The 20,044-nt window shown below is 67.5% G+C and carries 15 protein-coding genes; 7 read left to right on the forward strand and 8 right to left on the reverse strand.

The annotated features are described in order from the left end of the window. Positions 1-14: 14 nt before the first annotated feature. Complete coding sequence (locus ACUDTM_RS17640) at positions 15-323, reverse strand: DUF3861 family protein (RefSeq protein WP_005415605.1); 309 nt, start codon at positions 321-323, stop codon at positions 15-17. 293 nt (positions 324-616) lie between these two features. Then, positions 617-1,015: an HU family DNA-binding protein gene (locus ACUDTM_RS17645; RefSeq protein WP_072168628.1), complete on the reverse strand. Its 399-nt coding sequence runs from the start codon at positions 1,013-1,015 to the stop codon at positions 617-619. A 372-nt stretch (positions 1,016-1,387) separates the two neighbouring features. Here ACUDTM_RS17645 and ACUDTM_RS17650 point away from each other — a divergent pair, with 372 nt between their 5' ends. Further along, positions 1,388-1,819 (forward strand): OsmC family protein, encoded by a 432-nt coding sequence (locus ACUDTM_RS17650; RefSeq protein WP_072168629.1) that lies wholly within the window; start codon positions 1,388-1,390, stop codon positions 1,817-1,819. Positions 1,820-1,918: 99 nt separating this feature from the next. Here ACUDTM_RS17650 and ACUDTM_RS17655 read toward each other — a convergent pair whose 3' ends face one another. Both ACUDTM_RS17655 and ACUDTM_RS17660 read right to left on the reverse strand, forming a co-directional pair. Further along, on the reverse strand, positions 1,919-2,797 hold the full coding sequence (locus tag ACUDTM_RS17655; protein WP_088496730.1) for a PhzF family phenazine biosynthesis protein: 879 nt from the start codon (positions 2,795-2,797) through the stop codon (positions 1,919-1,921). A 113-nt stretch (positions 2,798-2,910) separates the two neighbouring features. Next, positions 2,911-3,786, reverse strand: a complete 876-nt coding sequence (locus ACUDTM_RS17660) for a PhzF family phenazine biosynthesis protein (protein WP_227836607.1) — start codon at positions 3,784-3,786, stop codon at positions 2,911-2,913. Between the two features lie 75 nt (positions 3,787-3,861). Between ACUDTM_RS17660 and ACUDTM_RS17665 the strand changes: the two genes are divergently transcribed. From ACUDTM_RS17665 to ACUDTM_RS17680, 4 genes are all read left to right on the forward strand, one after another. Then, positions 3,862-6,456 (forward strand): bifunctional aspartate kinase/diaminopimelate decarboxylase, encoded by a 2,595-nt coding sequence (locus ACUDTM_RS17665; RefSeq protein WP_353080146.1) that lies wholly within the window; start codon positions 3,862-3,864, stop codon positions 6,454-6,456. 76 nt (positions 6,457-6,532) lie between these two features. Next, on the forward strand, positions 6,533-7,885 hold the full coding sequence (gene murL, locus ACUDTM_RS17670; protein ID WP_065177916.1) for a UDP-N-acetyl-alpha-D-muramoyl-L-alanyl-L-glutamate epimerase: 1,353 nt from the start codon (positions 6,533-6,535) through the stop codon (positions 7,883-7,885). Continuing rightward, the gene (gene murD, locus ACUDTM_RS17675) at positions 7,866-9,275 is read left to right on the forward strand and encodes a UDP-N-acetylmuramoyl-L-alanine--D-glutamate ligase (RefSeq protein WP_088496734.1); all 1,410 of its coding nucleotides are present in this window, start codon (positions 7,866-7,868) and stop codon (positions 9,273-9,275) included. Before murL ends, murD begins: the two co-directional genes overlap by 20 nt. 95 nt (positions 9,276-9,370) lie before the next feature. Further along, the gene (locus tag ACUDTM_RS17680) at positions 9,371-9,904 is read left to right on the forward strand and encodes a hypothetical protein (protein WP_088496735.1); all 534 of its coding nucleotides are present in this window, start codon (positions 9,371-9,373) and stop codon (positions 9,902-9,904) included. Positions 9,905-9,991: 87 nt separating this feature from the next. On the opposite strand, the gene ACUDTM_RS17685 is transcribed toward ACUDTM_RS17680, so the two are convergent. After that, a complete protein-coding gene (locus ACUDTM_RS17685) occupies positions 9,992-10,585 on the reverse strand; it encodes an SMI1/KNR4 family protein (RefSeq protein WP_088496736.1) in 594 nt (197 codons plus the stop codon). Positions 10,586-10,718: 133 nt separating this feature from the next. Here ACUDTM_RS17685 and ACUDTM_RS17690 point away from each other — a divergent pair, with 133 nt between their 5' ends. Beyond that, positions 10,719-11,510 (forward strand): dienelactone hydrolase family protein, encoded by a 792-nt coding sequence (locus ACUDTM_RS17690; protein WP_111007893.1) that lies wholly within the window; start codon positions 10,719-10,721, stop codon positions 11,508-11,510. Positions 11,511-11,697: 187 nt separating this feature from the next. Here ACUDTM_RS17690 and ACUDTM_RS17695 read toward each other — a convergent pair whose 3' ends face one another. Then, positions 11,698-12,696 (reverse strand): polyprenyl synthetase family protein, encoded by a 999-nt coding sequence (locus ACUDTM_RS17695; protein WP_111007894.1) that lies wholly within the window; start codon positions 12,694-12,696, stop codon positions 11,698-11,700. 214 nt (positions 12,697-12,910) lie between these two features. Here ACUDTM_RS17695 and ACUDTM_RS17700 point away from each other — a divergent pair, with 214 nt between their 5' ends. Further along, a complete protein-coding gene (locus tag ACUDTM_RS17700; protein ID WP_111007895.1) occupies positions 12,911-14,524 on the forward strand; it encodes an alpha-glucosidase family protein in 1,614 nt (537 codons plus the stop codon). A gap of 278 nt (positions 14,525-14,802) precedes the next feature. Here ACUDTM_RS17700 and ACUDTM_RS17705 read toward each other — a convergent pair whose 3' ends face one another. Further along, positions 14,803-17,559, reverse strand: a complete 2,757-nt coding sequence (locus ACUDTM_RS17705) for a TonB-dependent receptor (protein ID WP_445391434.1) — start codon at positions 17,557-17,559, stop codon at positions 14,803-14,805. 275 nt (positions 17,560-17,834) lie between these two features. Beyond that, entirely contained in the window at positions 17,835-19,889 is a 2,055-nt protein-coding gene (locus ACUDTM_RS17710; RefSeq protein ID WP_334271300.1) for a glycoside hydrolase family 97 protein, read from the reverse strand. Between the last annotated feature and the right edge of the window lie 155 nt (positions 19,890-20,044).

Here is a 20,044-nt window from a genome sequence, read left to right on the forward strand (position 1 = left end):
CGATTGCGCCGGGATCAGCGGGAGGAGGGCAGCTGATCCAGAGCGTCCAGCGCTGGCAGGACCTGACCGGCGATGGCCGCCAATGCGTGGCCGCCGGTCTCGGCATGGCGCTGCACGATATCGCGCAGCAGCTGGGTGGCGATCACCAGGGTCGCACGCTCGTCGCCGCTGATCCCGGCGGTACGCGGGGCCGCCTCCAGCAGGCGCATCAGGTCGCGGCTGGCGCGATGCTCCAGTTCGATGGTGCAGCGCCCTGTGCACTGCAGCCCGTCCTTTTCGATGGGGGTCACCGAGATCCGGTAGCGGGTGGAGGGGCTGGCCATGAGGGTGTGCTCGCCGTAGCTGTGGAGGATGTGCCCACCATAGGCAAGGCCACGGCCTGAGGCGACGGCCGGCGCTGCACGCAGTGTTCCACCCGGTACGTTCCAGCACCTGCCCAGGCCGCGCTCGGCCAGTGGCGACGGGCCTGTACGGGCATTCCCGGGGAGGCGGCAACGCTGTGTTGCGGATTGCCACAGCGCGACGCATCCACGCATGGCGTGGATCTACCGCCGGGCACGCAAAAAAAACGGGACGGCCAGAGCCGTCCCGTCGGAATCCACGTTGGGGCGCGCGCTTACAGCGCGGCGTCCTTCAGCTTCTTCAGCGGACGCACCTTCAGCTTGGTGGTGGCCGGCTTGGCGGCGAACCACTGCTCTTCCTTGGTGAACGGGTTGATGCCCTTGCGCTTCGGCTTGGCCGGCACATTGACGGTGGTGATCTTCAGCAGGCCCGGCAGGGTGAAGGAGCCAGCGCCCTTCTTGTGCACCGAGGAGGCGACGGCGCTTTCCAGCGAGGCCAGCACAGCGCGGACGTCCTTGGCGACGACGCCGGAGGCTTCAGCGATGTGTGCAACCAGGCCGGACTTGGTCAGCACTTCCTTGATCGGCTTCGGAGCGGCCGGCTTGGCGGCTGCCTTCGTCGCGACTTTCTTCGCTGCCTTCTTCGGGGCAGCCTTCTTAGCGGTCTTTGCCATGGTTTCCTGTTCCGTGAACGGTTGGTTGTTTGGTCGGCGCCGAACCCCGTCGGCAAGCGCAATGTAGGGCAACTCTTGGGCGCCGCCAATAGCCCGAAGCGCGGAAAGTGCATGTTTTTTCATATCCAGGCCGATTCAGTACATGGTCGGCGGTGGGGGATGGGGGCACGCCAGCGTGTTCGATCGCCGGCGCCCGCCGATCGGTGGGGTGCGCGAAACCACTGAAAACAAGAGGAAAATGCGTTCCGGGCTGGCGAGGAAGTGTCCACGCGCCGGACTCGGGGGCGACGTCCGGCGTGCGGCGGAGCGACGCAGGGCTAACGCGTGGCGTGCGAGGGTAGCCGTTCATCACCGCCACGCAGGAGCAGCACAATGGGAATCTCGCGACACGCCACCGCGCACTGGGAAGGCGATCTGAAGACGGGCAAGGGGCAGTTGAGCACGCCGCAGAGTGGGCTGCTGGACAAGACCCGCTACGGTTTCAACAGCCGCTTCGGCGACGAAAAGGGCACCAATCCGGAAGAGCTGATTGCCGCCGCGCACGCGGGTTGTTTCACCATGGCGTTGTCAGCCAAGCTCGGCGAAGCAGGCTTCACCCCGACCTCGCTGGACACCGAAGCCAAGGTCGACCTGTCGCTGGAAGGCGGTCCGCAGTTGTCGCAGATCCGCCTGAAGGTCAGGGCGGTGGTGCCCGGCATCGATGCGACGCAGTTCCGTGCCATTGCCGATGATGCCAAGCAGAACTGCCCGGTATCCAAGGCGCTGAGCGCGGTGCCGATCAGCCTGGAAGCCGAGCTGGGCTGAGCCGGCGCATCTGTAGAGCCGAGCCCATGCTCGGCTTCTGCAGGTCCCGTGATCTGGCCGAGGAGCAGCCGAGCGTGGGCTCGGCTCTACAGTACCCCTTTACCAATCAAGGGTGCCGGTGATGACGGTCTGCACCTGTCCCCCGGACCAGACCTCGCCGTCCTCATCGACCCGCAGGGTCAGACGCGCATCGTGGCCGACTTCGCGGCCCTGGCTGACTTCGAACGGTGCACGGCCACGTGGCAGCGCGTCGCGCAGGTCCAGCCACGCGGCCAGCACTGCATTGGCGGCCCCGGAGGCGGCGTCCTCGAAGCGCCGACCATTGCCGACGAAAGCGCGCACGGCCAGATCGAATCCCTCACTGCCATCGCTGAAGGCATAGGCGAACACGCCCATGCTGTCGGTGGACTCGGCCAGCGCAGCCACCGCGTCCCAGTCCGGATGCAGGGCGCGCAATGCGGCTTCATCGGCCACCTGCACCACCCACCAGCTGCGTCCGCCCTGCATGCGCGCCGGCGGCAGCGAGCCCAGTGGCCAGTCCTTCAGTGCTGCCAGCAGGCGCGGATCGGTGGCTTCAGCGATCTCCGCCAACTGCGCGCGCGGTGTGCGGATGGCGATGCGCTGCTGCGCGCCCTCACCGCTGACGCGCAGCGGCAGGGCACCGGCAATGCCGTCCTGCACCAGCACGCCGTCGACCGGTGTGGCCAGGCCTGCCTGCAGCACCGCATGCGCCGTGCCGACGCTGGGGTGACCGGCGAACGGCACTTCCTTCTGCGGGCTGAACATGCGCAGCCGGTAGCTGGCACCGTCGGCCTGGGGCGGAAACACGAAGGTGGTCTCGGGCAGGCGCGTCCAGCGCGCGATGGCCTGCATGCTGGCATCGTCCAGGCCGTCGGCATCGAGTACCACGGCCAGCGGGTTGCCAGCGCCGGCGCGCGGGGAAAACACATCCAGCTGCAGGAAACGGCGGGTGGTCATCGGGGCGAAACTCCAGGATCGGGTGGCGCGCAGCTTAACGCGCGGTTGTAGAGCCGAGCCCATGCTCGGCTGTGTCGGGGTGTGAGAAGAAGCAGCCGAGCGTGGGCTCGGCTCTACAGCCAACGGATCTGGCCGTCGATGACCGGCTGCACCTGGCCGCCGATCCACACCGTGCCCTGCGCGTCGACCTGCACCTGCACGCGGCCATCGCGGCCCACTTCGCGGCCCTGGCTGGCCACGTAGCGGCCTTCGCCGCCGGGCAGGGCATCGCGCTGCCGCAGCCAGGCGCCGATCAGCGCATTGGCGCTGCCAGTGACCGGGTCCTCGGGCACGCTGGGGGCATCGGCGGGGCAGAAGGCACGCACCACGCGGGTGTGGCCGGTGCCGGCTTCATCGGCGAAGACGGCCAGGCCTGTAGCGTCGGTGGCGAGGCTCCAGTCGGCCAGCGCGGCCATGTCCGGTGCCAGCTCGCGAACGGCGGCGGCATCGCGCAGTGGCAGCAGCCACCAGCGTGCGCCGTTGTCCCAGAGTTCGGGCACCTGCCCGTCGGCAGCGAGCGCCAACAGCGCGGCGGGCGCTCCGTCTGCCTCCGTGTCCAGTTGCCGTGCCGGCGGGCTGGCCAGCTGGATCTCCAGTGCCTCGGCCGGGCCGCTCACCCGTACTGGCAGCACCCCTGCCGCGCATTGCTGCAGCAGGGCGCCGTCGCGCGGTTGGGCCAGGCCGCAGGTCACCGCCGCCCAGGCGGCGCCGACGCTGGGGTGGCCGGCGAAGGCCAGCTCACGGGTCGGGGTGAAGATGCGGATGTGGTAGTCGGCGCCGGGCGCGGTGGGGCGCAGGAAGAACACCGTCTCGGACAGGTTCAGCCAGGCGGCCAGGGCCTGCATCTGGCTGCTGGAGAGCGCGTCGGCGTCCAGGATGGCGCCCAGTGGATTGCCGGTTCCGGGGCGGGGGGCGAAGACGTCGAGCTGCAGGTAACGGAGGACGGCCATCTACGGGGATATTGCGCTTAGAATCAAAGGTTCCGCCCCCGAGGGCGGCTTCCCCACATTCTACATAGCCAATCCATGTCAGCTTCCCCCCTTGTCGATCGTTGGATCGTACTGAAGTTCGGCGGCACCTCGGTGTCGCGTCGTCACCGCTGGGACACGATCGGGAAGCTGGCGAAAAAACGCGCGGAAGAGACCGGATCGCGCGTGCTGGTGGTGGTATCGGCGCTGTCCGGGGTCACCAACGAACTGACCGCGATTGCCGACGGCGCGGCGGACAGCGGTGATCGCGTGGCAGCGCTTGTCGAGCGGCATGAGGGCTTCCTGGCCGAACTCGGCCTGGGCCGCGAGGTGCTGGCCGAACGGCTGGCGGCACTGCAGGGCCTGCTCGACGATGCGCGGGCGGCCACCCGTCCGCTGGATTGGCAGGCCGAAGTGCTGGGCCAGGGCGAGCTGCTGTCCTCCACCCTGGGCGCGGCCTATCTGCGCGCCTCGGGCCTGGACATGGGCTGGATGGATGCCCGCCAGTGGCTGGACGCGATGCCGCCGCAGCCGAACCAGAGCGACTGGTCGCAGCGGCTGTCGGTGAACTGCCAGTGGCGCGCCGACGCGGAGTGGATGCAGCGCTTCCGCGCGCAGCCGACCCGCCTGCTGATCACCCAGGGCTTCATTTCGCGGCATGCCGATGGTGGTACCGCCATCCTCGGCCGTGGTGGCTCGGATACCTCGGCGGCGTACTTCGGTGCGCTGCTCGGCGCCAGCCGGGTGGAGATCTGGACCGATGTGCCGGGCATGTTCAGCGCCAATCCGAAGGACGTGCCGGACGCGCGCCTGCTGACCCGCCTGGACTATTACGAAGCGCAGGAAATCGCCACCACCGGCGCCAAGGTGCTTCACCCGCGCTCGATCAAGCCGTGCCGCGATGCCGGCGTGCCGATGGCCATCCTCGATACCGAGCGCCCGGAACTGCCGGGCACCAGCATCGATGGCAGCGCCGCACCGGTGCCGGGGGTGAAGGCGATCAGCCGCCGCAATGGCATCGTGCTGGTGTCGATGGAAGGCATCGGCATGTGGCAGCAGGTCGGCTTCCTGGCCGATGTGTTCAACCTGTTCAAGAAGCACGGCCTGTCGGTGGACCTGATCGGTTCGGCCGAGACCAACGTCACCGTGTCGCTGGACCCGTCCGAGAACCTGGTCAACACCGATGTGCTGGCCGCGCTGTCGGCCGACCTGTCGCAGATCTGCAAGGTGAAAGTGATCGTGCCGTGCGCGGCGATCACCCTGGTGGGCCGCGGCATGCGGTCGCTGCTGCACAAGCTGTCGGACGTGTGGGCGACCTTCGGCCGTGAGCGCGTGCACATGATCTCGCAGTCGTCCAACGACCTGAACCTGACCTTCGTCATCGACGAGGCCGATGCCGATGGCCTGCTGCCGATCCTGCACGCAGAGCTGATCGACAGCGGCGCGATGCCGGTGGAGGAGACCGAAGTGTTCGGCCCGCGCTGGCGCGAGATTGCCGGCACCGTGCGCCCGCGCGGCACGCCGTGGTGGCGCGGCCAGCGTGCGCACCTGCTGCAGCTGGCCGATGCCGGTACGCCGCGCTACGTCTACCACCTGCCGACGGTGCGCGCCCGCGCCCGTGCACTGGCCGCGATCAAGCCGATCGACCAGCGCTACTACGCGATCAAGGCCAACAGCCACCCGGCCATCCTGCAGCTGCTGGAAGCCGAAGGCTTCGGCCTGGAGTGCGTGTCGCACGGCGAGCTGAAGCATGTGTTCCAGCACCTGCCGGAACTGTCGCCCAAGCGCGTGCTGTTCACCCCCAGCTTCTGCCCGCGCAGCGAGTACGAGGCGGCGTTTGCGCTGGGCGTGACCGTGACCGTCGACAACGTGGAAGCGCTGCAGCGCTGGCCGGACCTGTTCCGTAACCGCGAGCTGTGGCTGCGCGTCGATCTGGGCCGGGGTGAGGGCCACCACGCCAAGGTCCGTACCGGTGGCAAGGAGTCCAAGTTCGGCCTGCCGATCGCCCGCGTCGACGAGTTCGTGCGCGCGGCCACCGAACTGGGCAGCCGCGTGGTGGGCCTGCATGCGCACCTGGGCAGCGGCGTGGAAACCGCGCAGCACTGGCGGCTGATGTGCGATGAGCTGGCCGGTTTCGCTCGCCGCATCGGCAGCGTACAGACCATCGATATCGGTGGTGGCCTGCCGATTCCGTACAGCGACGAAGACGAACCCTTCGACCTGGACGCCTGGGCCGAGGGCCTGGCCGAGGTCAAGGCACTGCACCCGGCATTCCGCCTGGCGATCGAGCCGGGCCGCTACCTGGTGGCCGAATCGGGCGTGCTGCTGACCCATGCCACCCAGGTGGTGGAAAAGGACGGCGTGCGCCGTGTCGGCCTGGACGCCGGCATGAACGCACTGATGCGCCCGGCGCTGTACGACGCCTGGCATGACATCGAGAATCTCAGCCGCCAGGGCGGTTATGCCGAAGCGGCGTTCGATGTGGTCGGGCCGATCTGCGAATCCAGCGATGTGTTCGGCAAGCGCCGCAAGCTGCCGGTGTCGACCGCGCCGGACGACGTGATGCTGATCGCCGATGCCGGTGCCTACGGCTATGTGATGGCCAACACCTACAACCAGCGGATGCTGCCGCGCGAAGACGTGATCGAATGACCACCGCGCGCGCCCTGCACCCGCCCACCGACACGCCCCGCGCCCTCGCGCGGGCCCGTGCCTGACCGGATACACCATGACTGCTTTCGACAAACACCAGGTTTCCCGCTTCCGCTTCGTCCGCTGCGACTTCGCAGCGGATACCGGCGTGGCCCGGCTGGTCTACGCCTTCGACGACGGCCCGGAGATGGTGGAGACCATCACCGTGCCGGGTGCCCCGTTCGTGCTGGACGAGGCGCGCGCCGCTGCCGTGCAGCGTGCGCTGCAGCTGCTGCACCTGATCGCCGGCGTCAGCTACTACAAGGCCGGCGTACCGGATACGGTCAGCATCGACAGTTACAGCATCGATGCCGATACCGCCGCACTGGTGGAGACCATTTACCTCAATGGCCTGGGCGAATTCGCCTACCGTAACGGCCTGAACCTGCGCGGCCGGTTCCGGTTGCCGGTGCAGGGCGAGGCCGTGCAGGCGCCGGCGCTGGGCCTGCAGCCGCACGCACTGGTGGCCATCGGCGGCGGCAAGGATTCGCTGGTCAGCATCGAAGCGCTGCGCCGTGCCGGCGTGGACGAAACGGTGACCTGGATCGGTGGCTCGCAGCTGATCCGCGCCTGTGCCGAGCGCACCGGCCTGCCGACACTGAACCTGGGCCGTGCGCTGGCGCCGGAACTGTTCGAGCTCAACCGCCAGGGCGCCTGGAACGGCCACATCCCGGTCACTGCGGTGAACTCGGCAATCATGGTGCTGGCCGCGTTGCTGCAGGGCGTGGACCAGGTGGTGTTCTCCAACGAGCGTTCGGCCAGCTACGGCAGCCAGATTCCAGGCACCGGCGAAGTGAACCACCAGTGGTCCAAGGGCTGGGTGTTTGAACAGGCCTTCGGCAGCCATGTACAGGCGCACGTTGCGGCGGACCTGCAGTACTACTCGCTGCTGCGCCCGTTGTCCGAGCTGGCGGTGGCCCGCCAGTTCGCCAAGACCGATTTCTACGACGCGCACTTCTCCAGCTGCAACCGCAATTTCCACATTCTTGGCGAGCGCCCGGTGAACCGCTGGTGCGGCGTCTGCCCGAAGTGCCATTTCGTGTTCCTGGCGCTGGCTCCGTTCATGCCCAAGACGCGCCTGGTGCGCATCTTCGGCCGCAACCTGCTGGACGATGCCGAGCAGGCCGCTGGCTTCGACGCGCTGCTGGAGTTCCAAGACCACAAGCCGTTCGAGTGCGTGGGCGAAGGCCGCGAATCGCGTGCGGCGATGGCGACCCTGGCCCAGCGCCCGGAATGGAAGGAAGACGTGTTGGTGAAGCGCTTCTGCAATGAAATCCAGCCGCAGCTGGATGCCGCCGAACTGGAACTGGCGCCGCTGCTGCAGCTGCAGGGCGAGCACCGCGTTCCGGCTGCGCTGTGGGACCGGGTGCGTGAAGATTTCGAAGCTTGAAGGAAAGCGCGTCGCGCTGTGGGGCTGGGGCCGCGAGGGCCGCGCCGCGTTTGCGGTACTTCGTGAGCGCCTGCCCACGCTGCCGCTGAGCCTGTTCTGCCCGGCGGCCGAAGTCGGGGCCGCACGCGTGGAAACACAGGGCGCCCTGGACGTGCGTGGCGAGCCTTCCGCTGAAGCGCTGGCCGCGTTCGACGTGGTGATCAAATCGCCCGGCATCAGTCCCTATCAGCCGATCGCGCTGGCGGCGGCAGCGCAGGGCACCACCTTCATCGGCGGCACTGCGCTGTGGTTCGCCGAGCATGCGGCTGACGATGGCATCGTGCACGACACCGTGTGCGTGACCGGCACCAAGGGCAAGAGCACCACCACCGCGCTGGTCGCGCACCTGTTGCGCGCGGCCGGCCACCGCACCGGACTGGTCGGCAACATCGGCCTGCCGCTGCTGGAAGTGCTGGACCCGCAGCCAGCGCCCGAGTACTGGGCCGTCGAGCTGTCCAGCTACCAGACCGGTGAAGTGGCGCGCAGTGGCGCCCACCCGCAGGTGGCAGTGGTGCTGAACCTGTTCCCGGAACACCTGGACTGGCACGGCAGCGAACAACGTTACATCGAAGACAAGCTGCGGCTGGTGACGGAAGCCGCGCCGCGCATTGCCGTGCTCAATGCGGCCGATCCGCACCTGGCGGCACTGTCGCTGCCCGATAGTGAGGTGGTCTGGTTCAACCAGCCGCAGGGCTGGCATATGCGGGGCGACATCGTGCATCGCGGCGAACAGGCGGTGTTCGATACCCGCAACACGCCGCTGCCGGGCCGCCACAACCGCGGCAACCTGTGCGCGGTGCTGGCTGCACTGGAAGCGCTGGGCCTGGACGCGGTGGCGCTGGCACCGGCGGTGCAGGATTTCCGCCCGCTGCCGAACCGCCTGCAGCGGATTGGCGTGGCCGATGGCCTGACCTACGTCAACGATTCGATCAGCACCACGCCGCATGCCAGCCTGGCTGCGCTGGAGTGCTTCGCCGGGCAGCGCATCGCGCTGCTGGTGGGCGGGCACGACCGTGGCCTGGACTGGACCGACTTCATGCAGCACATGGCGCACGATGTGCCGCCGGTGGAGATCGTGACCATGGGCAGCAACGGCCCGCGCATCCACGCGATGCTGCAGCCGCTGGCCGACGCCAGCCGCTTCGGCCTGCACGCTGCGGGCGATCTTGCCGAGGCGATGGCGTTGGCGCGCACGGCGCTGGGCGCGCAGGGCGGGGTGGTGCTGCTGTCGCCGGGTGCGCCGAGCTTTGGTGCTTACCGCGACTACGTGGCGCGTGGCCGCCATTTCGCCGAACTGGCCGGATTCGATCCGGACAGCATCAGCGCGATTCCGGGGTTGGGCATCGCCTGATCCGCCGGATCGGGGTCGGATCCCTTTCCTCAGGAAAGGGCTCTGACCCCGGCGAGTTACCATGGGCGCATCCCCGGACGGACCCGGATAGCCGCGTGTGCACCTTCATTACCCTGTTCCTGCCCGCATCCTTATCGCACATTGAAGCCGCCGCGATCATGCAGCGCAGTGGCCGGCGCCTGTTTGCGCAGGATTCGCCCAGCCTGCAGTCAGCGGTCGGGTCCGGTTGGCAGCCGTGGTTGAGTGCCGTGCACTGCGATTGCGGCACGTCGCTGGCCTCGGCGCAGGCGGTTCGTGAGTGGAACAGCGATGCCGAACGCTGGCGGAAGAAGGGCTGGAGCGAAGCTAAGATCGCGCGCGCGTTGGCGGCGCAGTTGGCGCGGCATGAACAGGATCAGCAGGCACGCCGCGATGAAGCCCTGGACGATGCCGGCCAGTGGTTGCAGCGTATCGATGCGCTGTTGCAGGCTGGGGCCGCGCGCATCGGCCTGCTGGTGCGCGACTACGACGGTCCGGTGGGTGCCCGGCAGCCGAAGCCGCCGGAACGCCGCTGGCCGCGCGCGCATCTGGCGGCGTCGGATCTGCTGGCATTCGAGCCGGGCACGTTGCACTGGATCGAACGCGGGTAGTGCCGGCCGCTGGCCGGCAACCTGCGGGGAAATTCATCCACGCATGGCGTGGCTCTACTGTAGAGCCACGCCCATGCTCGGCTGCCTTCATTCGTCTTCGTCGATGAACGCGTAATCGCCATCGATCAGCTGCTGCAGGTACGCATCGAAGCTCGGCGCAATGACTGCGTAGCTGTCCGGATCGTGCAGGTAGCGCACCACCTGGCCGACGGTGCCACCCGGTGCCGGATCGAAATCCAGGTACAGCATCGAGGTGCCGCCGTTGTTCATGCAGTGCGAGAAGCACAGGCGCCTGCTCATCGGCAGATCACCGTCGATGCCTTTACCCAGGATCTCCGGCTCGTCATCCAGCCACTCTTCGTAGATGGAACGGATGCTGTCGTCCCACTGCTGCTGGTCCTCGAAGATCTGCGCGACTGATCGCAGGTAGTACGGGTAGCCACCGTCCTCCACGTCCGAGCCCAGCATCAGTACGCAGACCTTGCCGCCGGGGTACTCCCGGTAGTGGGTGCCATCCACGCGCGATAGGAGTTCCACCAGGCTGTCCGGCACCTGCGGCCACTGCACACGCAGGCGCTGCAGGTCCTCGGCGCTGGCGCCCTGGACATATGCCCACTGCGGGGCATCCTCGGCAGGCAAACGCGGGATCAGGCCAGACAGAAAGCGATCAACAGGATTCATGCGAAAAAAGGGGACGGAGGGGATTAAGTCGTATCCAACCACACCTGCGTCACGCCGCCAATGCAGAATGCGACGCGGGAGGGGCGAAAACGGCTTAATCCCCTCCGTCCCCTTTTTCTTGCGGAGCAGGCGCATGAATCGTTGGCGATGCGGTGTGGCGATGATGCTGGGGCTGGCGGCGATGCCGGCGTGGGCGGCGATGAAGACGCAGCCGGTGGAGTGGAAGCACCAGGGCACGACCTTCAGTGGTGTGCTGGTCTATGACGATGGCGAGCATGACAAGCGCCCCGGCCTGGTGATGGTGCCGAACTGGAAGGGCGTGAACGAGTCGGCCATCGAGAAGGCCAAGCAGCTGGCCGGTGATGACTACGTGGTGCTGGTGGCTGATGTCTACGGCAAGGACGTGCGGCCGAAGAGCGATGCGGAGGCGGGACCGGTGGCCAGCAAGCTGCGCAACGACCGGCCGCTGCTGCGTGCGCGTGCACTGGAAGCGGTGAACGTGCTCAAGGCGCAGGCCGGCAAGGTACCGCTGGATGCCAGCCGGATCGGTGCGGTCGGTTTCTGTTTCGGTGGCACCACGGTGCTGGAGCTGGCCCGCGCCGGTGCGCCGCTGGCCGCTGTGGTCAGCCTGCACGGTGGGTTGGGTTCGCCGCTGCCGGCGCAGGCCGGTGGCGCCCATCCGTCCGTGCTGGTGCTCAACGGGGCCGATGACAGGAGCGTGACCGCCGAGGACATCGCCGCTTTCCAGAAGGAAATGGATGCGGCCAAGGTCGATTGGGAGTTCACCAACTACAGCGGTGCCGTGCACTGCTTCGCCGAGCGCGACGCCAACAGCCCACCGGGCTGCCAGTACAACGAGCGGGCGGCCAAGCGCGCGTGGAAGGCGCTGGATGAATTCTTCGAGGAACGCTTCGAGAAGCGTTGAGCCGTGCAGTGGTAGTGCCGGCCGCTGGCCGGCATTCCCGTGACACCCGCAGCATCATGAGGTTGCCGGCCAGCGGCCGGCACTACCAGATGCGGTCAATGCGAGCGTTTCCGTGCCGACCAACGGTCGGCACCCACCGGAATGCCGGTGGGTGGGTGCCGACCGTTGGTCGGCACACCTCAACCCATCAATGCGAGCGCTGCACCGCGTAGCGGGCCAGGCCACGCAGGGCGGCCACGGCATCGTTGTCGGCCAGGCCATCCAGGGCACGCTCGGCGGCTTCGGCGTACTCTTCGGCACGGCGGCGGCTGTACTCCAGGCCGCCGGTGGCGCGGATCGCGGCCAGCACTTCCGGCATTGCCGAGGCGTCGCCGTCCTGCACGATGGTGCGCAGGCGCTCGCGGGTAGCGTCATCGGAGTGGGCCATCGCGTGGATCAGCGGCAACGTGGCCTTGCCCTCGGCGAGGTCGTCGCCCAGGTTCTTGCCCAGCTCCTCGGCGTTGGCCGAGTAGTCCAGCACGTCGTCGGCGATCTGGAATGCGTAACCCAGGTGCATGCCGTAGTCGAACAGGGCCTGCTGGGTGGCTTCATCCACGCCGCTGGCCAGCGCGCCCAGGCGGGTACCGGCGGCGAACAGCACCGCGGTCTTGCGCTCGATCACGCGCAGGTAGGCGGCTTCGTCGGTATCCGGGTTGTGCACGTGCAGCAGCTGCAGCACTTCACCCTCGGCGATGCGGTTGGTGGCATCGGCCAGGATCTGCATCACCGGCATGCGCTCCAGCTCGACCATCAGCTGGAAGCTGCGCGAGTACAGGAAGTCGCCCACCAGCACGCTGGGCGCGTTGCCCCACAGCGCGTTGGCGGTGCTGCGGCCACGCCGCAGGCTGGACTCGTCCACCACGTCGTCGTGCAGCAGGGTAGAGGTGTGGATGAACTCGATGATCGCCGCCAGCTGGTGGTGCTCCGGGCCGGCGTGGCCGACCGCGTGGCCGGCCAGCATCACCAGCATCGGGCGCAGGCGCTTGCCGCCGGCGGAAATGATGTGGTCGGCGATCTGGTTGATCAGCACGACGTCCGAGGACAGCCGGCGCCGGATCAGGGCGTCGACGGCGGCCATGTCGGCCGCGGCAAGCGACTGGATCTGGGGCAGGCCCAGGGCGGGACGGGTGTCTTCGGTGATGGTCATGCGATCAGGCTTTCAGGCTCACCATCGATTATAGGCGCTGGCCGTGAATTCGGGCGCAAACCGGCCCGAGCGGCAATTCCAGCCCGGCCTGCGCGGCCCTTCGCGTGAATACGTATGCAGGTTGCGCCATGCCCGCGAGGCCACCGCTAAGCTTGCCGGATCAGGATTTCGGCCCGCTGCCGGCGGGTCCCGCATGCCCGGAGGGGGGCTGTCGATGTCGCACTATCCATGGTGGCGCGGAGCCGTCATCTACCAGATCTACCCGCGCAGTTTCCTCGATGCCAACGGCGATGGGGTGGGCGACCTGCCGGGCATCATCGAGCGCCTGGACCACATTGCCGCGCTGGGCGTGGATGCGATCTGGATCTCGCCGTTCTTCAAGTCCCCCATGGCCGATTTCGGCTACGACATCGCCGACTACCGCGACGTCGACCCGCTGTTCGGCAGCCTGGACGACTTCGACCGCCTGCTGGCCAAGGCCCACGGCCTGGGCCTGAAGGTGATGATCGACCAGGTGCTGAGCCATACCTCGATCGAGCATGCCTGGTTCCGTGAGAGCCGCCAGGACCGCAGCAATCCGAAGGCCGACTGGTACGTGTGGGCCGACCCGCGCGAGGACGGCACCCCGCCGAACAACTGGCTGTCGCTGTTCGGTGGCGGCGCCTGGCAGTGGGAGCCGCGCCGTGAGCAGTACTACCTGCACAACTTCCTGGTCGACCAGCCGGACCTGAACTTCCACCACCCGGACGTGCAGCAGGCCACCCTGGACAATGTCCGTTTCTGGCTCGATCGCGGCGTGGATGGCTTCCGCCTGGATGCGATCAACTTCTGCTTCCACGATGCGCAGCTGCGTGACAACCCGCCCAAGCCGGCGGAGAAGCGGGTGGGGCGCGGCTTCAGCCCGGACAACCCGTACGCCTACCAGTACCACTACTACAACAACACCCAGCCGGAGAACCTGCCGTTCCTGGAGCGCCTGCGCGCGCTGCTGGATCAGTACCCGGGCGCGGTCAGCCTGGGCGAGATCTCTTCGGAGGATTCGCTGGCGACCACCGCCGAGTACACCCGCGATGGCCGCCTGCACATGGGTTACAGCTTCGAGCTGCTGGTGGATGACTACAGCGCGGCCTATATCCGCGACACGGTCTCGCGGCTGGAAGCGGCGATGACCGAAGGCTGGCCGTGCTGGGCGGTGTCCAATCACGACGTGGAGCGGGCGGTCAGCCGCTGGGGCGGCCACCCGGCCGATCCGCGCCTGGCGCGGATGCTGGTGGCGATGCTGTGCTCGCTGCGCGGCTCGGTCTGCCTGTACCAGGGCGAGGAGCTGGGCCTGGCCGAGGCCGAGGTACCGTTCGAGGCACTGCAGGACCCCTACGGCATCACCTTCTGGCCGAACTTCAAGGGCCGTGATGGCTGCCGCACCCCGCTGCCATGGACCGATGCGCCGTTAGCAGGTTTCACCAGCGGCCAGCCCTGGCTGCCGATTCCGGCCGAGCACCGGGCGGCGGCGGTGGCCGTGCAGGAACGCGACCCGCACTCGGTGCTGGCGGCGTTCCGCGCGTTCCTGGCCTGGCGGCATACCCAGCCGGCGCTTCTGCATGGCAGCATCAGATTCCTTGAAAGCGCCGAGCCTGTGCTGCTGTTCGAGCGTATGCTTGCAGATGAAACCCTCCTGCTGGCCTTCAACCTGTCGGCCGAGGCGGTGACCCATCCGCTGCCGCCGGGCAACTGGCAGCAGGTGGCGGTACCGGGCCCGGATGCGGGCACGGTGCAGGGCAACGAACTCCAGCTGCCGCCGCGCGCGGTGTATTGCGCCCGACGCAGCTGACCGTTTTCTCCGGTGGCGGTACTTGCGGGGACGGGGCCGAAGCGCCCCGTCCCTTTTTTGTGGGTGGGATTCCAGAGAACGGCATCCACGCATGGCGTGGATCTACGGGTTGGAACGTCGCTGCATGGGCCTTGCCGATCACGTGCTGGCATCCGCGCATAAGAAAACCCGCTGCCTGCGCAGCGGGTTTCCGGTCCTGCTCCCTTTGTGTTGCCGGCCAGCGGCCGGCGCTACCGGGTTCGGGGTGCCAGCCAGCGGCCGGCACGACCCGGCCGTGATCAGAACTTGTAGTTCACGCCCAGCATGTATGTGCGGCCCCACTCGATGTACTCCAGCGGGCGGTCCTTGCTGCCGGCGTAGGTGCGGTACGGCTCGTTGGTCAGGTTGCTGCCCTGCAGAAGCAGGGTCAGGCCACGCAGGGCACTGCTGTCGCTGAAGGTGTAGCTGATCTGCGCATCGGTCACGTTCTCGCCGACCACGTAGCGCAGGCTGCGGTTGCCGTTGAAGTTGCCGATCTCGCCGATGAAGTCCGAACGGCGGCGCTGGCTGACGCGTGCTTCAAAGCCGCTGCGCTCGTAATAGGCGGTGAAGTTGTACACGCGCTTGGACAGGCCCGGCAGGCTGATCGGATCACTGCCCACGCTGGAGGCGCTCTCCGGGTCCAGGATGGTGATGTCGCTCTTGTTGAAGGTCGCGCTGGCCTGCACGCCGAAGCCACGCAGGCTGTCGGTCAGCATCTCCAGCGGGAACGATGCGGTCAGTTCGAGGCCCTTCAGCGTGCCGCCCTTGCCGTTCTGCGGGGCGGAGAAGGTGCCGGTGGTCAGCACCGGTGCCGTCATGCCCGGCGGCGGCACGTAGCTGCCCAGCAGCGCGGTGAAGTCGTAGTTGTCGACCGATTGGGTGTAGACGTAGCTCTTCAGGTCCTTGTAGAAGATCGCGGCGGCCACGTAGGCCTTCTCGCCGAAGTACTTCTCGTAGGACAGGTCCAGCGCGGTGGCACGCCACGGGTCCAGCAGCGGATTGCCGCCGCTGCCGCCGGGGCGGCCGGTGCCGGTGTCCACGCCGAACTCCAGGCCGGCGCGCATCTGGTCCACGCGCGGGCGTGCGACCTGCTTTGCAGCGGCGAAGCGCAGCGTCTGCTGGTGCGGGAACAGGAAGGCCAGGTTCAGGCTCGGCAGCCAATCGTTGTAGGTGCGGCCGTTCGAGTACGGCTGCACGTTGTTGCCGGCCGACTGCGAGCTGTCCCAGTAGCGCGAATCCGAACTCTGGTCGGTGTGCTGCATCTGCACGCCGATGTTGCCGCGCACGCCGACGTCGCCGATGTCGGCGTTGATGTTCAGGCGCGCCCAGGCGGTGGTGATCTTCTCCTGTACCGTCCACGACTTGGGAATCAGGTAGTCCAGGTTGTCGACCGGGTTGAAGGTCATGTAGCGGCCCACCGCGGCCGGTACGTTCCAGGCCGGGATGGTGCCGAGGCCGGCGAAGCCCAGGTTGACCGGGCGGTACTGCAGGTCCGAGGCGATGTTGGCGTCGCCCTGCGCACCCAGCAGGATGTTGCCTTCGGACTGGGTCTTCACCTTGCGGCGGTCGGCGTAGTTCACGCCGATGTCGATGTCCGGCGCCCACGACGCGACGGCGTCGGGCAGGGCGATGGTGGCGGCCAGCTTGCCACCCTTCAGGCGGTCTTCCACCTTCGGCACCTTGCCGTAGCCGGAACCATAGATGGTGTTGGTCAGGAACAACGCATCCGGGTTGGAGTAGTTCAGGCCCGGGCTGATCTGCGAGAAGCCGTCCTGGCGGATCGACACGCCGACCGTATCCAGCTGCGGCATCGGCGTCAGCTGCAGGTTGTTTTCCAGGTTCAGCTCGTCGCGCGTGGCCTTGGAGTAGTTCAGGTCGGCGACCAGCTTGACGCCACTGAAGTTGAACTCGTTGTTCCAGCCGAACGCGTCGATCTTGTCCTTGCGCTTGTTGTACATGCCGCGTACCAGCGGGTACACGCCGCTGGCGGTGCCGCCAGTGAACGAACCATTGGCGTTGACCTGCGGGTTGCTGACCAGCAGGCCCGGGGTGTAGTTGCCGTTGTAGTTGCTGAGGTTCAGCTCGAACTGGTTGGCGGTGTCGATCTGCTCGGCTTCGGTGTGGAACGCATCGAAGGTGCTGGTCCAGCTGTTGTTCGGCCGGAACTGGATCGTGGCCATCACGCCGTCGCGCTTGTTGTTGCCGGTGCGGCGCAGCGCCTTGATGCCATCGGAGAAGTAGGTGCCGGCACCCACGCCCGGACGGTCGCCCTTGTCGGTGTGCTCGGTGGTCCACGGTTCGTACAGGCCGACCTGGTTCTCCTGGATCGGCATGTCGCTGTGCGCATAGCCGATGGCGATGCCCAGGGTCTTGTCCAGGAACTGGTCGATGTAGCTGGCGCTGAAGCGGTTGCCGTACGGATCGGTGTTGGCGGCGCGGCCCAGCGAGCTCTTCTGGTAGCGGCCAATGACCGCGATCACGCGCTCGCCGAAGCTGAGCGGGCGCGCGGTCTGCATGTCGATGGTGCCCGACAGGCCCTGGCCGACCAGTGCCGCGTCAGGGGTCTTGTACACGGTCACGCCGTTGACCAGTTCGGACGGGTACTGGTCGAACTCGACGCCACGGTTGTCGCCAGTGCTGACCACTTCGCGGCCATTGAGCAGGGTGGTGGCGAAGTCCGGCGACAGGCCGCGGACGCTGATCACCTGCGCGCGGCCCGCCACGCGCTGGGCGGCCAGGCCGGGCAGGCGCGAAATGGACTCGGCGATGCTGACGTCGGGCAGCTTGCCGATGTCTTCGGCGGAGATCGCTTCGACCACCGAGGTGGCGTCCTGCTTGACCGCGATCGCGCTCTCGATGCCGCGGCGGATGCCGGTGACCTGCACCGTATCGAGGTTGGTGGCGGCGGTGCCGGCCGGTGTGGTGGTGTTCTGCGTGGACTGTGCCGACGCCAGTGTCGGCGCCAGGACAACGGCCAGCGCGATGCTCAGCGCGCTGCGCTTGTGGTTCAACATTTTCCCCTCCCAGGCAATGTTGCAGATCGATTTGTGAGCGTTCCGGCGGGGCCGTGAACGTGCGACGCGGTGGCCGCTGTCGTCGCCGCTATGGTAGGCAGCGCGTTCTTCGCGGGAATCACCCTGCATACGTATTCAATGGCGTCTGCAGGGATGTAATCGCTTTCAAGTGTCTCGTTCTGTAGAGCCGAGCCCATGCTCGGCTGCATTTCGGTGCTACGCACCGCCGCCCGAGCGTGGGCTCGGGCGCTACGGGGGCGCAGGCAGGAAAACGTTCAGCGGATCGGCGTGAAGCGAATGGCCTGGCCACCGCCGGGTGCCAGCACCAGCGTCAGTGCATCGGCGCTGGTCACTTCGCGGGTTTCGCGAACGAACGCGAACGGGTTGCTGCGGAAATCCGCGCCTTCACCATCACGGTAGATCTCGGCGCGGTAGCGCACGCCAGGTTCCAGGAAGCCCAGTGACACCGGCAGCACGCGGCCGTGTTCATCGGTGATGCTGCCGAGGAACCAGTCGCGGCTGTTGCGGTCGCGGCGCACGATCGTCACGTAGTCACCCACTTCGCCATCGAGCACGCGGCTCTGCTCCCAGTCCACCGCCACGTCCTCGATGAAACGGAACGCCTCGCGATGCTGCAGGTAGTGTTCGGGCAGGTCGGCGGCCATCTGGATCGGGCTGTACAGCACCACGTACAGCGCCAGCTGCCGCGCCAACGTACTGGGGATGGCCTGGCCGTGGCGGCCCTTCAGGCTGAGGATGCCGGGGGTGTAATCCATCGGCCCGGCCAGCATGCGGGTGAACACCAGGTTGACCTCGTGCTCCGGCGGGTTCGGTGGTTGGCCCCAGGCGTTGTACTCCATGCCGCGTGCGCCTTCGCGCGAGATCCAGTTGGGATAGGTGCGGCGCAGGCCGGTGTCCTTGATCGGCTCATGCGGGTTCACCGACAGGTGCCGGCGCGCGGCTTCCTGCACCACCTTCAGATGGTGGCGGGCCATGAACTGCCCGTCATGCCACTCGCGCCACAGTGGGCCCCCCGTGGGATTGCGGCGGTCGACCTGGCCGTCGTCGCAGACGTAGCCGGTCTTGAACTGGTCCACGCCCAGCCGTGCGTACAGGTCCAGCGCGGCGTCCAGCTGGGCCTCGTAATGTTCGATGGCGCAGCCGGTTTCATGGTGGCCGATCAGGTGCACGCCTTTCTTCAGGCCATACGCCGACAGCGCTTCGATGTCGAAATCGGGCGTGGCGCGGGTGAAATCGAAGTCGTAGCCATTGCCCACCCACATGCCGTCCCAGCCTGGGTTCCAGCCCTCCACCAGCACGCCGCGGAAGCCGTGCGCCGCGGCGAAGTCGATGACTTTTTTCGTCTTGGCGGTGGTGGCCGCGTGCTTCGGCCCGGTCGCCCAGCTCTCGTAGTCCAGGTGCATCGACCACCACACGCCCAGGTACTTGGCTGGTTTCACCCAGCTCACATCACCCAGTGCATTGGGTTCGTTGAGGTTGAGGATCAGGTCCGATTCGACCATGCCGCCGGCACGGTCGGCGATCTGCAGCGTGCGCCACGGCGTGGCGAAGGGCAGGGTGCGGCGCACCTTCCAGCCTTCAGCCGAGGGCGACAGCTGCGCGCGCAGGCGCTGGCCCTCGCTGCGGCGCAGCCACATGCCGGCGTAGTCCACCAGCGCAGCCTCGTGGATCGCCACGTGCAGGCCATCGCGGCTGCGCAGGGTCATCGGCGTATGCACCAGCGGTACTTCGCGCAGCGGGGTGCGCTGGTACAGGTACTCGTAGTGGATCGGCTCGCCGGCGGGGATCCACCAGGCGGTGGAGTCCTGTGCGATGGCGAACTCGGTCAGCTCGTCATCGATGATGGCCTCGTGCAGATTCGGCTGTTCGGGGAATACGTAGCGGAAGCCAAGGCCATCGTCGTAGACGCGGAACACTATATCCAGCCGGCGCTTGCTGCCGGTGGTTTCGGCCAGCTGCACGATCAGCTCGTTGAAATGGTTGCGGGTGAGCCGGCGTTCGCCCCACGGCTGGTCCCAGGTGTCATCGACGCTGCGCCGCTGCTGGCCCAGCAGAGTGAAATCGCGGTCCAGGCGCCCGTCGCGCAGGGCGAAGCCGAGCTTCGAATCCTCCACCACAGTGTCGCCCAGGCGCTCGACCCGGTAGCGGGCCGTGCCGCCGTCCAGCACCAGGCTGACCTTCAACACCTTGCCCGGCGATTCGACGCTGGCCACCTGGGGCGCGGCCTGTACCAGCGTGGCCCATCCGATCAGGGCCAGGCCCAGCATGTGCGCGAATACCGCGCGTACAGCAGTGGGTGACATCGGCAATTCCCCTCCCAAGGCGCCGTTGGCAGACCCGGACCATAAGCCAGCGCGGCGGGTGCGCTACCGCGCGACGCCATGAATACGTATGCAACTGGACGCAGCCGACAGCCCCGCGTCTACCATGGCGCCAGGGCACCTTGAGGGAGGGGCCGCGCCCG

Source organism: Stenotrophomonas maltophilia group sp. vghtpe118 (assembly GCF_052605195.1).

What these genes read in the sequence shown, in the direction of transcription:
- ACUDTM_RS17640 (WP_005415605.1), bottom strand. Translation starts at nt 323, where the DNA reads ATGGCCAGCCCCTCCACCCGCTACCGGATCTCGGTGACCCCCATCGAA.
- ACUDTM_RS17645 (WP_072168628.1), bottom strand. Translation starts at nt 1,015, where the DNA reads ATGGCAAAGACCGCTAAGAAGGCTGCCCCGAAGAAGGCAGCGAAGAAA.
- ACUDTM_RS17650 (WP_072168629.1), top strand. Translation starts at nt 1,388, where the DNA reads ATGGGAATCTCGCGACACGCCACCGCGCACTGGGAAGGCGATCTGAAG.
- ACUDTM_RS17655 (WP_088496730.1), bottom strand. Translation starts at nt 2,797, where the DNA reads ATGACCACCCGCCGTTTCCTGCAGCTGGATGTGTTTTCCCCGCGCGCC.
- ACUDTM_RS17660 (WP_227836607.1), bottom strand. Translation starts at nt 3,786, where the DNA reads ATGGCCGTCCTCCGTTACCTGCAGCTCGACGTCTTCGCCCCCCGCCCC.
- ACUDTM_RS17665 (WP_353080146.1), top strand. Translation starts at nt 3,862, where the DNA reads ATGTCAGCTTCCCCCCTTGTCGATCGTTGGATCGTACTGAAGTTCGGC.
- murL (WP_065177916.1), top strand. Translation starts at nt 6,533, where the DNA reads ATGACTGCTTTCGACAAACACCAGGTTTCCCGCTTCCGCTTCGTCCGC.
- ACUDTM_RS17685 (WP_088496736.1), bottom strand. Translation starts at nt 10,585, where the DNA reads ATGAATCCTGTTGATCGCTTTCTGTCTGGCCTGATCCCGCGTTTGCCT.
- ACUDTM_RS17690 (WP_111007893.1), top strand. Translation starts at nt 10,719, where the DNA reads ATGAATCGTTGGCGATGCGGTGTGGCGATGATGCTGGGGCTGGCGGCG.
- ACUDTM_RS17695 (WP_111007894.1), bottom strand. Translation starts at nt 12,696, where the DNA reads ATGACCATCACCGAAGACACCCGTCCCGCCCTGGGCCTGCCCCAGATC.
- ACUDTM_RS17700 (WP_111007895.1), top strand. Translation starts at nt 12,911, where the DNA reads ATGTCGCACTATCCATGGTGGCGCGGAGCCGTCATCTACCAGATCTAC.
- ACUDTM_RS17705 (WP_445391434.1), bottom strand. Translation starts at nt 17,559, where the DNA reads ATGTTGAACCACAAGCGCAGCGCGCTGAGCATCGCGCTGGCCGTTGTC.